The sequence below is a fragment of the Flavobacterium chungnamense genome, from assembly GCF_039539165.1.
GTDB lineage: Bacteria > Bacteroidota > Bacteroidia > Flavobacteriales > Flavobacteriaceae > Flavobacterium > Flavobacterium chungnamense.
In genome coordinates, this window is record NZ_BAABCS010000016.1 from 171,861 (window position 1) to 186,474 (window position 14,614).

Below are 14,614 nucleotides of genomic sequence, written 5' to 3' on the forward strand. Positions count from 1 at the left end.
TTTTAATTAAAAGTTAATGTATAAGTTAACGAAATAGGTTCTTCCAAAACCATAAAAATATTTAGGTCCAAAAGCAGGCGTATGAGAAACATATTGGTTTGTTGATGCATCAATGTGTCCAGAATCCTGATTTAATTGTCTAAAGCTTGAATTTCTTGCTTGTTCAAAACCACCAGTTTTGTAGGTAACGTCAAAAACATTATTGATACTTGCAAAGAAACCAAAAGTTTGATTACCTACTTTCCAAGATTTTCCACCAGTTAAATTAATTAATGTAAATGGATCGAATTTTTCTTGTTTTAATAATTGATCAACTCTCTCTTGAGTTGCTTCAAAGAAAGGAGTAGATCCGTTACCGAAAGTTTGATCAACTAAAAATGCGTCTGTTCTTAAAATTGGAGCTACATCAATATAACTACTTCCTAAGTAATTTGCATTAGCACCAATCCACCAAAATTTAGGATCTCTATATTCTAAACCAAATGAAGCTGCAGTTTGCGGCATACCTGGTTGTCTGTAATTTTTCAATTTAGCTACACCATAATCTTTTATAGGAAAAGTATTAGTTTCACTAGCTTGACTATCAATATTTAACTGAACAGTTGGGTTACTATCATAAGTATATTCCCCATAAGAACCAGCTAAAGTAGCTTTAAGAGTTTTTGTAATTTGATATTCTAAACCAAATTCAGCACCAATATTTTTTTTGTTTAAACCATTAATTGTTTCAGCAACAAATGAGCTTTCACCATTACCAGTATCACCATCGTCAATTGCATCTGCAAAGAAGAATGATGTTTCAGTTGCTCCAGTTATATAAGAGTAAAACCCTGTAATTCTAGCTTTTAAGTTTGGAGTTCTTATGATGTAACTTGCATCAGCACTTGCAATAGTTTCACTTTTTAATTCTGGAAACACATTGTTGTTGATTCTAGCATTTGGGAAAGTATTCCTCATGTTAGGCGCTTTAGTTGCGTAGTAACCATTAAAATCAAGGAATTGTCTTCCAGTAATTTTATATGTTAAACCACCTTTGAAACCAAAGTTGTCAAATTCAACTTTTTTACTTTTCCCATAAGAATTAGTTGGATAATATCCATTTTTGTATAAACCATCTCTTTGGTATTCTGAACGAGAATAGTTTTGAGCTACATAAAAATCAACTTTTTTGTAAGTAAATTTAAATTGAGTAAAAGCATCTAAAGTAGTTGCTAATAATTTATAGTTATATCCAAATTTATCTCCTACTACAACGGTTCTGTTTGGATTGTTTAAATCTGTTTGTTGTTGAGAAGGATTTGATCCAAAAGTATCAAAATCATTGAAGTAATTACCACCTAACAAGTCTACTAAATATTGGAAATTGTTAGAAGTTAATTTTTTGAAATTAACACTAGCGTTTACTAGAATATTATCAGCTAATTGAGATGATAATACTGAATTTGCAGTAAATTGTTTGTCGTCAGTTCTATCTTCATAAAGAATGTAGTAACTATTTCCAGAAATACTATTTCTGTTGATGTCATAAAGCTCATTCCAATTAAGTTGTCTGTTAGTAAGGAATTTAGCTTGTGATGCTTCTAATTGATTTAAAGCACTGTTTCCAATATAAGCTCCATTATCATCAAACTGACTTGTATAATAACTCGGCATGCTTCTGTAGTAAGTAGGATCTGGATTATCTTGACCTTGATAGTCTAAACGGCTATTCCCAATTGAACCTGTTTGATAAGCAATATTTGTGTTCAAATTAGTTTTTGAACTTATTTTCCAATAATGACTTAACATATTTATTGGCTCTTCAAGTCTTCTAATTCTTGAATTTCTTTGTTCTCCATCTTGGTAACCCCAATAAGAGTTGTATTTAATACCTGCAATATCTGTAACTTCTTGTGTGTTTGGAGAATTTTTACCTCTATAGTTTTGAGCATAGATAGAAGTAAAATTCAACGAATGCTTGTCGTTTATTTTTTTCTCAACACTTGCAAATAGTGAATTTGCACCGTAATCTGTTCCTTCAAAATAGGCTTCTTGAGCCCATCTTCTAGATGCAGAAACCACAAATGCCCAACCTTTAGAATTCATTCCAGAAACATGAGTTCCCATAGTTCTCCAATTGTAGTTGGTATAAGTTCCAGAAAAAGAAATTCTAGAACCTTTTCTGTATATAGATGCTCTAGTATTGATTTCTTGAGTTCCTAAAATTCCACCAAATGTATAGTCTGAAGGTGCAGAACCCATAGTGAATTCCTGATTACGTGTAGCATCATTTAATCCACCCCAGTTACCCCATTGTGGTCTACCATCATAAATTTTATTCATTGAAATACCATTAATCATGGTAGTTCCATACTCATTATCTAAACCACGAATTCTAAATCTTGCTTGACCCCAATTAAAGGCAGCTGCTTGTTGAAATACATCTCTTGAAGCTTGTAAAAGTCCAGAAGTACTCTCTGAACCACTATTATCATCACCCAAATCATTATCTGTGATGGTAACTAAACTTAATTGTTGTTCTTCGGTAACATCTTCTTCCAAAACAACAACACCTAAATCTAAAATTTTTCCTTGTTCTACATCAATAGATAGTAGTTGGTCTTTATAACCATCACTTTTTACTACTAATAATTGTGAACCAGCTGGTACTGATTTAAAAACAAATTTTCCTTCAGCATCTGTAATTTCAGTTAAATTACTGTTCTGAATAGAGGCAACAACATTTTGTAATGGCTTTTGTGTTTTTGAGTCAACAACTTTTCCGGAAAATCCAGTACCTGTTTGTGCAAAAGCAAAACACACTTGCATCACAAACAAAATACTAATGACAAGTTTTTTCATAAATTGAATTAAATTAATTTTCTTTTCGTCAAGTCTTAATACAAACTTAACAGCCTACAAATGTACATCTTTTAATAATATTATTTACTTTTGGCGTGAAGTTTGTGTTAAACTTCATAATTAATTAATATAGTTAAAATGAAAATTAAAAACTTAATTGCCGTTTTCTTTGTTTTATTCGCAACAATTGCGGTAAATGCCCAGTCAAAAAAATATATTATTCATACCGTTGCGTTTTATAATTTTGAAAACTTGTTTGATACAATTAATGGTTCTAATAATGATGAAGAATGGTTACCAGATGGTGCGATGAATTGGACAGGAAGAAAATATAAAAAGAAATTAGACAATCTTGCCAGAGTACTTTCTGAAATAGGGACCGGTGAAAACCCAACAAATTCCCCAACATTTATTGGTGGTTGTGAAATTGAAAATAGAAGGGTTTTGGAAGACTTAGTGAAACAACCAAAATTAATTAATAGAGATTATGGAATTGTTCACTTTGATTCTCCTGACAAAAGAGGAATTGATGTGGCTTTACTTTATCAGAAAAAACATTTTAAGCCAACAAGCTATGTTAACATTCCATTATTAATTTATAAAAATCAACAAGGTAAAGAAGACAAGAAAGATAAAGGAGAAGCAACAGATGATAATGTAGAGGTTGATAATACTTCTGAAAGAGTTTACACTCGTGATCAACTTTTAGTTACAGGTTTTTTAGATGGTGAAGAAGTAAATATAATTGTTAATCACTGGCCTTCTCGTTCTGGTGGTGAGAAAAAAAGTTCACCATTTCGTGAGGCTGCCGGAGCACTTAATAGAAAAATTATCGATTCATTAATCAAAATAAACCCAGATGCTAAAATTATTACCATGGGTGATTTAAATGATGGTTCTTATAATAAAAGTGTTAAAGTTGGTATTGGAGCTAAACTTAAAAAATCGGAATTAAAAACATCTGGAGATATTTACAATCCTTTTGAGCAAATGGCTAAGGAAGGAAATGCAACATTGTTTTACAGAGATTCTGGTGATATTTTCGATCAAATTATGATTTCAGAACCATTAACTAGAAATGATTATACATCATTTAGATATTGGAAGGCAGGAATTTATAACAAGCCATTTCTAATTCAGACCACTGGACAATATAAAGGATATCCACTCAGAAATTCTCAAAGTGAACCTGGATTTAGCGATCACTTTCCGGTTTATATCTATTTGATTAAACAATTGAATTAAAAAAAATCTAAGGTTAGTTTATGCTAACCTTTTTAAATTAGTACTATGAAAAAGTTATTTGTTATCACATTTTTAATTCTTGTTACAACATCATTTGCTCAAGAAACTATAACAACATCTCAAGCAAAAGAATATATTGGGAAGGAAGTTATTTTGAAAGGTAAAATTGCTTCTTTTAAGTTGGCGTCTGAAGGAAAATCAACTAATTATATAAATATTGACAAACCTTATCCAGACAATGTATTTACAGTTGTTATATCTAACAAATACCTTGAAGAACATCAATTAGATCTTTCTCAATCTGTTGGAAAAGAAATTACAGTAAAAGGGACTATCTCAGTTTATGAAAAAGATCCCAAAAAAATCCCTCAGATATTTAATCCGCTAGAAATTGAAATAAAATAAAGATATTAGAAGGTTAGTTTAATGCTAACCTTTTTTATTTTTTGTAATTTCGTAAAAACATTATAGTATTATGTCAATTCAAAAACCTTTCAATCTCAATAAATGGATTGAAGAAAACAGACACCTTCTAAAACCACCAGTTGGAAATAAAAATCTGTATATAGATTCTGGTGATTATATTGTAATGATAGTTGGCGGTCCAAATGCTCGCAAAGATTTTCATTATAATGAAACCGAAGAATTATTTTATCAGTTAGAAGGAAAAATAACGGTTTATGTTCAAGATAATGGCAAAAAGAAAGCTATGAAACTTGCAGCTGGTGATATGTTTCTGCTTCCAGCTAAAGTACCTCATTCTCCATCAAGAACAGAAGGGTCAATAGGTTTAGTTGTAGAACGTAAAAGAGAAGGTAAAGATATTCCAGATGGATTATTGTGGTTTTGTGAAAACTGTAATCATAAACTATATGAAGTATATTTTGAACTTCACAACATAGAAACTGATTTCTTATCTCATTTCAAACATTTTTACAATTCAGAACACCTTCGAACTTGTGAAAAGTGTGGGACAACTATGGAATCCGACGAAAGATTTGTAGATAAAAAATAAGATCTTTAGTGTTTTTGCCAAAAGATATAAACTGCCTAATATTCAAAAAAAACTACTATTTTTGTATAAAATTTAAAAAACATTCAAAAAAAACACATAATGTCAACAATTGCTCAACAATTCGGCATGACCGAAGCATTAGAAATTCTCGGTGTAAAAGCCATTAATGAAGGAACTTCAACAGGAAATAATCATTTTTCAAGTGGAGAAATTATAGAAAGTTATTCGCCAGTTGATGGTCAACTAATAGGAAAAGTAAAAACAACTACTGCTGAAGATTACGAAAAAGTAATGCAAACTGCAACAGCTGCTTTCCTTACTTTTAGAGCAATGCCAGCACCACAACGTGGAGAAATTGTTCGTCAATTTGGAAATAAATTAAGAGAATTAAAAGAACCATTAGGGAAATTAGTTTCTTATGAAATGGGAAAATCGTTGCAAGAAGGATATGGTGAAGTTCAAGAAATGATAGACATCTGCGATTTTGCAGTTGGTTTATCACGTCAATTAAACGGACAAACTATACCATCAGAACGTCCAGGTCACGTTATGAGAGAACAATGGCATCCAATTGGAGTTGTTGGAATCATATCTGCTTTTAACTTTCCGGTAGCTGTTTGGTCTTGGAATACAGCATTAGCATGGATTTGTGGTGATGTTTGTGTATGGAAAGCTTCTGAAAAAGCGCCGTTATGTTCAATTGCATGTCAAAATATTATTGCAGAGGTTTTAAAAGCAAATAATTTACCAGAAGGTATTTCATGTATCATCAATGGAGATTATAAAGTAGGTGAAATGATGACTACAGATACAAGAATTCCTTTGATTTCTGCAACTGGTTCTACAAGAATGGGAAGAATTGTTGGCGCGACTGTAGCACAACGTTTCGGAAAATCTTTATTAGAATTAGGCGGAAACAATGCCATAATTATTACACCATCAGCTGATTTGAAAGTGGTTGTTCCTGGTGCTGTTTTTGGTGCTGTAGGAACTGCTGGACAACGTTGTACTTCAACTAGAAGATTAATTATCCACGAATCGGTTTATGATAAAGTTAGAGATGCCATTGTTGGCGCATATGGTCAATTGACTATTGGAAATCCATTGGATCAAAAAAATCATATAGGACCATTAATTGATACTGATGCAGTAAATACTTATTTAGCGGCTATTGAAAAAGCAAAAGCTGAAGGGGGAAAAGTATTAGTTGAAGGTGGAGTTCTATCTGGCGAAGGTTACGAATCGGGTTGTTATGTAAAACCAGCCATTATTGAAGCTGAAAACTCTTTTGAAATCGTACAACACGAAACTTTTGCTCCAATTTTATATTTAATGAAATATAGTGGAGAAGTTGAAAATGCTATTGCTAAACAAAATGGTGTTGCACAAGGTTTATCTTCTGCCATTATGACTAACGAAATGAAAGAAGCTGAAAAATTCTTGTCTTTTGCAGGTTCAGATTGTGGAATTGCCAATGTAAATATTGGAACTTCTGGAGCTGAAATTGGTGGTGCTTTTGGTGGTGAAAAAGAAACTGGTGGAGGAAGAGAATCTGGTTCTGATTCTTGGAAAGTATACATGAGAAGACAAACAAATACGGTTAATTACTCCGATCAATTGCCATTAGCTCAAGGAATTAAATTTGATTTGTAGTTTTTCAGAGGTTAGAAAAAAGATAATAAAATATAGTCAAAAAAGTCCCGAATTATCGGGACTTTTTTATTTTTGAAACACAGTTTTTATTTTGTTTTCTTAACGTATTGTGTTAAAATGAAAATACTTTGGTTTTCAACACGTCCTTCAATAAGGTTGGCATCATCCCAAACTAATTTAATATTATGAACAGCAGCACCACGTTTTGCAGTGAAAGTTGCGCCTTTTACATCTAAATCTTTGATTAAAACAACAGAATCACCATCTAACAAAACGTTTCCGTTAGAATCTTTATGAACAATTTTTCCTTCGTCATCATCAGCTTCTCCAGTTGCTTTTGCCCATTCTAATGAATCTTCATCAAGATACATCATTTCTAACATATCCATGTTTTTTAAACGCGCATGCATTCTCCAAGAAACAATTTGTACGGGTAGATTTTCATTCCACATGCTATCACTCAAACCACGCCAATCGTTTGGATTCATAGTTTCAGGATTTTCAATTTGGTCTCTTAACGATTTTGTAATTAGAATACAGTTTTCAGGAGTGGCTTCTGTTTTTGGTTCTACTAAATAGACAACCAAATTTTCATCACTTCCACTAATTTCACACAAAGAACCACTTCTGTCTTTCAATCTTTTTTCTGTAACAACACTCATTTATTGAAAATTATAAATTAAATGAAGCACCAATTTGGAATACAAACTGATTGTTAAATCTTTCATATCCAATAGCATTTGAATCATATTTTGCCAATGGAATTCCTGCTTCAGTATAAATTCCAAAACCATTGGTAAAGAAATATCTTGCGCCTAAATGGGCACCAAAATTTCGTAAACCTAAATCCAAACCAGGATAAACATCAAGTTTATCGCTAATATTTAAAACATTTCCAATATTGGCATTAAAACGCGCCTTTACATCAAATTTATCATCGAATTTTGGAGTTCCAGCAATCGTAGTTGTATTTAATAAGTAGGAAGTTGTAAATCCATAAGAAATGTTTTCTCCTGCTCCAAAATCAACTGTGGCTGCAATTCCAGTCCCATACTCTTGCATCGTTGCTCCAACTTGAAATTTTTTATCTCCTTTTCCTTTAAACGCTTGCGCATTTGAAAAACTTGCACTTAAAACAAGTAATAGTGTAATAACTCTTTTCATGACGTATAAAATTTAGACTGCAAATATAAGTAATTGAGAGCAATATCAATGTCAAAGTTCAATGACAAAATCAACTTCAGAAATCAATTTTAAAAACTAAAGTTAAAGTAACAAGTTAGTAAAGTAATGCAGAAACTCCAAACGATCACCTTGAACTAATAGATGTGCACAATTTTAATTTCTCCCTTTTTCTGTGTGATACAAATTATTTAAAGGTTCGCTTTGCCAAAATTCTTTAGAATCAACATCCATAATTGTCAATGGCCCTTTAAAAGCAGCACCAGTATCAACATTCCAAATGCAAGCTTTTTTGATTGGAATAGTTTCACCAATTCTCGTTACAGGTGTATGACCAATGTAAATTTCGTTATATAAAGTCAATCTTCTTGGATAAAACCAACTTGTTTTTTCTAAGCTTTCATCCAGCGATATCGCAGTTTCCCACAATGTTCTATCCCAATAAAATAATTTCGGAAAATATTCATAGGCAATGCCATTCATATTGGTAAAACCAGCATGAATAAACAACCTGTTTTTATCATCTAAATAATAGTTTTCCAATGACTTTAAAAACGCAACATGTTTCAACTTTGTTGCTTCAGAAATTGTTGCATAGGCAATAACAGTAGCTTCTCCACCATGTTTATACCATTCTCTATTATCGGAGCTATTTTCAAGCCAATCTAAAAGAAGTTCGTCGTGATTTCCTCTGATGAAGATGCATTTTTGTTTTTGACCTAAATCAATCAAATAATCTATAACCTGAGGCGATTGACTCCAGCCATCAACATAATCACCCAGAAAAATTAATGTATCGTTTTCTGTAACATTAGCACGTTCCATTATTTGATGCAACGCTCGTAAACCGCCATGTATATCTCCAATTACTAATGTTCTATTCATTTTGTTTATTATATTTCACTTTTCTCAAAACTCGCATTACCTCTTTAAAATTTACATAAACATTTGTAAATGAGTGCAATTTCAGTAAAGGTTTAGCGTCAATTAATTTCTGTTTGGCATCTTCAAATCCGTTGAGGTAACAAATCATTAATGTTGAGGGTAAATTAATTAAATCTTGATCTTCTCTATTAGATAATTCGATTCCTTTTTGCAATTTACTCAACAAAGATAGATTAGAATTGTAAATATGAAATAAAACTTTTCGATTGTATTGAGGTGGTTCGAAAAGCATTTCGGTTTCTATTTTATAGTAGCCATTGTCAAAAAAAGATATTTTTTGCTGTTCCAACGGATAATAACTCGTTTTGTCATTCAATCCTAAAGGCACATATTCGATTATGGTAAAAGTATTTTCATCATAATCAATAGTTACATCATCTTGAGCCGAATAAAACAACTTAATTTGCTCGTTCACTAATTCGATATCAACTCTAGAAAAAAAAGTTTTATCTCTAATTTTTTTCGGAATTCCTGCCCAACAAATCACAAACAATTCTTTGAAAACCTTATACTTTGATGGCATATCCTTGTGACGATTATTTACAAAATCAATCACACCATCAAGTGTATTTGAAATGCTATTTCTAGAACTATTTTCAATACTTAAAACCGTCTCAATATTAAGTTTAGAATACGGAATTTTTTCATCCGTAGGAATAGTATTGCTTCCTCTTCTTACAAAAGTGGCATTAGCCAAAATGGTATGAATGTTTTTCTTAAAATAGGAAGTTTTAGATTTGGGTTTTATCGTAACCAATCCAATAACTTTATCTTTGGGCAAGTTCGGAAAAGGTACATTTTCATACTGAATTTTAGGAGGATTTTCCAAAAAAGCATTTACCAAATTTTGAATGCGACTGTCGTCAAAAAAATCATCGCCTGTTATTTCATTATTTTCATCTTCAACACCAACAACAATATAAGAATTATTAGAAGGATTAGAATTAGACAAAGCACAAATATGTTTCAAAAACTTCGCTTTTCCTTCCTTGGTATGCAAATTCAACTGCCGCTTTTTATCATAAAAACTGCACTCATCATTGTGAGCCAGTAAGTTTTTGATAAGTAGGCGTTTGTTTATCATGATGAAGTACAAAATAGAAAGTACGAAATACGAAGTAATTAAAAATATTTCGTACCTCAAACTTCGTAAAATTTAAGGCACTTTATTTCCCATACTTTCTGTCCAAATGGCAAACCAATCTTGTTGGTCTAAATTTAGTTCAACGGCTTTCATCAATGCCTGAATTCGAGCAATATTAACTGTTCCAGCCACAGGAATAACTTTGGAGGGATGTTTTAAAATCCAGGAAAGCAAAATAGTATCTGAGCCAACTCCATATTTTTCAACCAATTGAACCAAAAGTTTTTTTAATCGTCTTGTTTGCTCAATATCTTCTCTAAAAACCATTCCTAGCGGATTCCAACTCATTGGTCTAATATCGTGCGTTTGCATATAATCTAAACTTCCATCTAACATAGCTTCATAATGTGTTGCCGAAAATTGAATTTGATTATAACTTACTTCAGTTTTACTTTTGATTAATTCGGTTTGCGAAGTAGTAAAATTTGACAATCCAAAATCGATAATTTTTCCATCTGATTTAAGTCTTTCAACCGCTTCAGCAATTTCATCAGTAACCATCAATGGACTTGGACGATGTAAAAGCAAAACATCCAAGTAATCTGTGTGAAGATTTTTCAACGAATTTTCTACACTCCAAACGATGTATTCTTTCGAGTAATCATAGTGTTTTATTTTATTAGTTCTACTTCCTTCAAGTTGGATGCCGCACTTAGAAATTAATTGCAATTTCTCTCTTGAAATTTTACTTTCGTTAAATGCTTTTCCGAATTGCTCCTCTGTAGTATAACCACCATAAATATCGGCATGGTCAAATGTGGTAATTTTATTTTCGATACAAATGTTTATCAAATGGATCATTTCTTGTATGTTGAGTTTTTTATCCCAAACACCCCAATTCATCGTTCCAGCTATTACAGGAGATAATGTTGTTTTTCTCATAATTGAAATTAAAACTCTAAAATTACTAAAACAAAATCATAAATCATCCTTAAAAACCAGATTTGATGACAAGTTTTAACGCATTGTTAACATTCTATTCGTGTTAAAATATTCAATTTTGAAATGTTAAAATTTTGAACTTAATTGTTCCTCGAAAAAAATAGAATTTATGGAAGAAAATGTTGCTGCTTTAGATATTAGAGCCATCAATGAAAAGATAGAAAGAGAAAGTGCTTTTATTGACTTATTGACCATGGAAATGAATAAAGTCATTGTGGGACAAAAGCACATGATAGAACGATTGTTGATAGGACTTTTAGGTCAAGGACATATTCTTCTTGAAGGAGTTCCAGGATTGGCAAAAACGTTGGCAATTAACACCTTGTCTCAAGCAGTTCAAGGTAGTTTTAGTCGTATTCAGTTTACACCTGATTTGCTTCCTGCCGATGTTGTTGGAACCATGATTTACAATATTAAAGCCAATGAGTTTTCAATTAAAAAAGGACCAATTTTTGCTAATTTTGTTCTTGCAGATGAGATTAATCGTGCGCCTGCCAAAGTACAATCGGCTTTGCTTGAAGCGATGCAAGAAAAACAAGTTACTATTGGCGATACAACGTTTAAATTAGAAAGACCATTTTTAGTTCTTGCAACACAAAATCCAATTGAGCAAGAAGGAACTTATCCATTACCAGAAGCGCAAGTCGATCGTTTTATGCTTAAAACGGTTATCGATTACCCAAAAATGGACGAAGAAAGAATGGTTATTCGTCAAAATCTGAAAGGGTCATATGAAAAAGTAAACGCGGTTGTTTCTGTAGAACAAATTTTGCGCGCTCAAGAAGCCGTTCGTGAGGTTTACATGGATGAGAAAATCGAAAAATACATTCTAGATATAATTTTCGCAACGCGTTTCCCAGAAAAATATAAATTAGAATCTTTAAAACCACTAATCAGTTTTGGTTCATCACCTCGTGGAAGTATCAATTTGGCAACAGCAGCCAAATGTTATGCTTTTATCAAACGTCGTGGTTATGTAATTCCAGAAGATGTTCGCGCCGTAGTTCACGATGTATTGCGTCACAGAATTGGAATCACATACGAAGCCGAAGCCGAAAATGTAACTTCTGTTGACATTATCAACAAAATCGTAAACGAAATCGAAGTACCTTAAATTAGTTGGCAGACTGAATACTGAACACTAAAAAATGGAGACGAAAGACTTACTAAAAAAAGTTCGTAAAATAGAAATCAAAACCCGTAGATTGAGCGATCATATCTTTTCGGGTGAATATCATACATCGTTTAAAGGACGCGGAATGACTTTTTCTGAAGTGCGACCTTATCAATTTGGTGACGATGTTCGTTCTATAGATTGGAATGTGACTGCGCGTTACAACGAAGCACACGTTAAGGTTTTTGAAGAAGAACGAGAATTAACCATGATGTTAATGGTCGATATTTCGGGTTCAGAAAGTTTTGGAACTAAAAATCAATTAAAAAGTGAAATTGTAACTGAAATTGCAGCAACAATGGCTTTTTCGGCAACTCAAAATAATGATAAAATTGGTTTGATTTTGTTTTCCGATACAATCGAATTGTACATTCCACCCAAAAAAGGAAAATCGCACGTGCTTCGAATTATTCGTGAGTTAATCGAATTTCAACCAAAAAGCAGAAAAACCGATTTATCTCAGGCATTAAAATTTCTATCATCAACACAAAAAAAGAAAGCCATTGTATTTTTGATTTCTGATTTTATGGTAGACGATGATTACGAAAAAACATTAAAAATAGCAGGAAAAAAACACGACATCACAGGAATTCGAGTATACGATATCCGTGAAGAAAAAATGCCAAACATAGGAATGGTAGAAATGGAGGATGCAGAATCGGGTGAAATTATGGTTGTGGATACGAGTTCTAAAAATGTTAGATTGAATTACGAAAAAAACTATCAACAGAAAGTTGGTTATTTTAAAGATATTTTTTCAAAATGCGGTTCAGGAACTGTAAATACACGTGTCGATGAGAGTTATGTAAAAAAATTATTGGGTTATTTTAAATCCAGAGGATAAATGAAATTCAAGTTATATATATTATTTTTTCTACTTACAACCTCACTTTTTGCTCAAAAAGTCACGACTTCTATTGATTCAACAAAGAAAAAAATTGGAGACGAATTCAAGTTGACTTTAAAAGCATCAGTGAATAAAACAGATAAAGTTGTTTTTCCAAAAGCTCAGAATTTTGGAGCTTTAGAAGTTATTGAATCCTATAAAATTGACACGATTAAATCGAATGACAAATACGAGTTAATCAAAAAATACGGATTGACTCAGTTTGATTCAGGAAAATATACTATTCCAAGAATTCAAATTTTAATCAATGGAAAACCTTCTTTTTCTGATAGTTTAAAAGTTGAGGTTACTGATGTAAAAGTCGATACCTTAAAACAAAAAATGTTTGAAATAAAAGACATCATTCCTGTTGAAAGTCCAAGCGATTGGTGGAAATATCTTTTTGGAATTTTACTTTTAGTTGGTTTAGGGTTTTTAGGATATTGGTTATTCAAAAAGTATAACAAAAAACCTGAAAAAACAGAAGAAATCGTTTATACATCACCAATTGAAAAAGCGACATCGTTATTACAACAATTAGAAAGAAAAGAACTTATTCAACGTGGTGAAATAAAATCGTATTATTCTGAATTAACTGATATTGCAAGAACCTACATCGAAGAAGAAATTCATATTCCAGCCATGGAAAGCACTACTTCTGAGTTAATTGTGAGTTTGAGAAATGTTGCAAAAAGCAAAAAATTAAAACTTTCTAAAGAAATACTTGAAAATTTAGAAAAAGTATTACAACAAGCCGATTTAGTAAAATTTGCTAAAGTAAAGCCACTTGATTTTGAAATCGAAGAAGATAAAAAGCGAATTACAAGTACTATTGTAACCATTCACAAAGCTATTCCTGAAGTTGTAGAAGACAAAGACGAATTGGAAGAGTGGAACGAAGAGCAAAAACAAAAAGCATTAGCTAAAAAAGCATCAGAACAAAAAATAAAACGCATCAAAAACGCGGTTTTTATAACAGTTTTAGTTCTTGCATTAACAGTAGGAATAACGTCTGCAATAAAAGGATTCGACTTTGTTAAAGATTTTGTTTTAGGTAACGAGACCAAAGAGTTAGTAGAAGGCGAATGGGTTTTAAGCGAATATGGAAATCCTGGAGTAATTATCGAAACTCCTAAGGTTTTAAAAAGAATTGACGCTAAAAAATCACTTCCAAAAGAATCGTATGCTATACTAAAAGAAATGCAATTGTTTGAATATGGTGCATTAAATCAGAAACTATTTATTGGCGTTTCTACTATTAAATTCAAAGACACAACCGATATTAAATTTGACACGGTTTTAGATGGAATTACCAAAAATTGGGAAAAACTTGGAGCACAAAATATGCTTTTCAAACAAGAAGAATTCAATACGGGAAAAGGTGTAACAGGTGTAAAAGCTTATGGAACAATGACTGTTTTTGATAAAGAAGAGGATGAAAGCGAGAAAATGTATTATGAGATTTTATTGTTTAAACAAGATGGTGGTTTGCAACAGATAATAGTTGCTCATCTTGAAGGTGATGAATATGGAGAAAAAATAGGAAAGAGAATAATTAATTCTGCCGAATTAAAACAAGCACAATAA

At 31.9% G+C, this 14,614-nt stretch carries 13 protein-coding genes; 7 read left to right on the forward strand and 6 right to left on the reverse strand.

What is annotated here, in order from left to right; all coding sequences use genetic code 11:
- Positions 1-6 precede the first annotated feature (6 nt).
- The gene (locus ABD771_RS08780; protein WP_345093633.1) at positions 7-2,841 is read right to left on the reverse strand and encodes a carboxypeptidase-like regulatory domain-containing protein; all 2,835 of its coding nucleotides are present in this window, start codon (positions 2,839-2,841) and stop codon (positions 7-9) included.
- A gap of 138 nt (positions 2,842-2,979) precedes the next feature.
- On the opposite strand from ABD771_RS08780, the gene ABD771_RS08785 reads away from it, so the two are divergent.
- From ABD771_RS08785 to amaB, 4 genes are all read left to right on the forward strand, one after another.
- On the forward strand, positions 2,980-4,086 hold the full coding sequence (locus tag ABD771_RS08785) for an endonuclease/exonuclease/phosphatase family protein (protein WP_345093635.1): 1,107 nt from the start codon (positions 2,980-2,982) through the stop codon (positions 4,084-4,086).
- A 45-nt stretch (positions 4,087-4,131) separates the two neighbouring features.
- Positions 4,132-4,491 (forward strand): hypothetical protein, encoded by a 360-nt coding sequence (locus tag ABD771_RS08790; protein ID WP_345093637.1) that lies wholly within the window; start codon positions 4,132-4,134, stop codon positions 4,489-4,491.
- 70 nt (positions 4,492-4,561) lie between these two features.
- Positions 4,562-5,101, forward strand: coding sequence for a 3-hydroxyanthranilate 3,4-dioxygenase (locus ABD771_RS08795; protein WP_345093639.1), 540 nt, complete (start codon positions 4,562-4,564; stop codon positions 5,099-5,101).
- Between the two features lie 99 nt (positions 5,102-5,200).
- On the forward strand, positions 5,201-6,754 hold the full coding sequence (gene amaB, locus ABD771_RS08800) for an L-piperidine-6-carboxylate dehydrogenase (RefSeq protein WP_345093641.1): 1,554 nt from the start codon (positions 5,201-5,203) through the stop codon (positions 6,752-6,754).
- Positions 6,755-6,840: 86 nt separating this feature from the next.
- On the opposite strand, the gene ABD771_RS08805 is transcribed toward amaB, so the two are convergent.
- The 5 genes from ABD771_RS08805 to ABD771_RS08825 all read right to left on the reverse strand — a co-directional run bounded on the left by ABD771_RS08805 (position 6,841) and on the right by ABD771_RS08825 (position 10,907).
- Complete coding sequence (locus ABD771_RS08805; RefSeq protein ID WP_345093643.1) at positions 6,841-7,416, reverse strand: PhnA domain-containing protein; 576 nt, start codon at positions 7,414-7,416, stop codon at positions 6,841-6,843.
- Between the two features lie 10 nt (positions 7,417-7,426).
- Complete coding sequence (locus ABD771_RS08810; protein WP_345093644.1) at positions 7,427-7,918, reverse strand: DUF6646 family protein; 492 nt, start codon at positions 7,916-7,918, stop codon at positions 7,427-7,429.
- 174 nt (positions 7,919-8,092) lie between these two features.
- A complete protein-coding gene (locus ABD771_RS08815) occupies positions 8,093-8,821 on the reverse strand; it encodes a metallophosphoesterase family protein (protein WP_345093646.1) in 729 nt (242 codons plus the stop codon).
- Positions 8,814-9,965: an ATP-binding protein gene (locus ABD771_RS08820; protein WP_345093712.1), complete on the reverse strand. Its 1,152-nt coding sequence runs from the start codon at positions 9,963-9,965 to the stop codon at positions 8,814-8,816. Before ABD771_RS08820 ends, ABD771_RS08815 begins: the two co-directional genes overlap by 8 nt.
- 72 nt (positions 9,966-10,037) lie before the next feature.
- A complete protein-coding gene (locus ABD771_RS08825; protein ID WP_345093649.1) occupies positions 10,038-10,907 on the reverse strand; it encodes an aldo/keto reductase in 870 nt (289 codons plus the stop codon).
- Between the two features lie 169 nt (positions 10,908-11,076).
- Between ABD771_RS08825 and ABD771_RS08830 the strand changes: the two genes are divergently transcribed.
- The 3 genes from ABD771_RS08830 to ABD771_RS08840 are packed head-to-tail and all read left to right on the forward strand — an operon-like array spanning position 11,077 to position 14,614.
- A complete protein-coding gene (locus ABD771_RS08830) occupies positions 11,077-12,081 on the forward strand; it encodes an AAA family ATPase (protein ID WP_345093650.1) in 1,005 nt (334 codons plus the stop codon).
- A 34-nt stretch (positions 12,082-12,115) separates the two neighbouring features.
- Positions 12,116-12,985, forward strand: coding sequence for a DUF58 domain-containing protein (locus ABD771_RS08835; RefSeq protein ID WP_345093652.1), 870 nt, complete (start codon positions 12,116-12,118; stop codon positions 12,983-12,985).
- Positions 12,986-14,614 (forward strand): BatD family protein, encoded by a 1,629-nt coding sequence (locus ABD771_RS08840; RefSeq protein WP_345093654.1) that lies wholly within the window; start codon positions 12,986-12,988, stop codon positions 14,612-14,614.

Coding starts and splice junctions, on each gene's coding strand:
- ABD771_RS08795 (WP_345093639.1), top strand. CDS start 4,562: ATGTCAATTCAAAAACCTTTCAATCTCAATAAATGGATTGAAGAAAAC.
- ABD771_RS08780 (WP_345093633.1), bottom strand. CDS start 2,841: ATGAAAAAACTTGTCATTAGTATTTTGTTTGTGATGCAAGTGTGTTTT.
- ABD771_RS08810 (WP_345093644.1), bottom strand. CDS start 7,918: ATGAAAAGAGTTATTACACTATTACTTGTTTTAAGTGCAAGTTTTTCA.
- ABD771_RS08825 (WP_345093649.1), bottom strand. CDS start 10,907: ATGAGAAAAACAACATTATCTCCTGTAATAGCTGGAACGATGAATTGG.
- ABD771_RS08790 (WP_345093637.1), top strand. CDS start 4,132: ATGAAAAAGTTATTTGTTATCACATTTTTAATTCTTGTTACAACATCA.
- ABD771_RS08835 (WP_345093652.1), top strand. CDS start 12,116: ATGGAGACGAAAGACTTACTAAAAAAAGTTCGTAAAATAGAAATCAAA.
- ABD771_RS08820 (WP_345093712.1), bottom strand. CDS start 9,965: ATGATAAACAAACGCCTACTTATCAAAAACTTACTGGCTCACAATGAT.
- ABD771_RS08840 (WP_345093654.1), top strand. CDS start 12,986: ATGAAATTCAAGTTATATATATTATTTTTTCTACTTACAACCTCACTT.
- amaB (WP_345093641.1), top strand. CDS start 5,201: ATGTCAACAATTGCTCAACAATTCGGCATGACCGAAGCATTAGAAATT.
- ABD771_RS08805 (WP_345093643.1), bottom strand. CDS start 7,416: ATGAGTGTTGTTACAGAAAAAAGATTGAAAGACAGAAGTGGTTCTTTG.
- ABD771_RS08830 (WP_345093650.1), top strand. CDS start 11,077: ATGGAAGAAAATGTTGCTGCTTTAGATATTAGAGCCATCAATGAAAAG.
- ABD771_RS08815 (WP_345093646.1), bottom strand. CDS start 8,821: ATGAATAGAACATTAGTAATTGGAGATATACATGGCGGTTTACGAGCG.
- ABD771_RS08785 (WP_345093635.1), top strand. CDS start 2,980: ATGAAAATTAAAAACTTAATTGCCGTTTTCTTTGTTTTATTCGCAACA.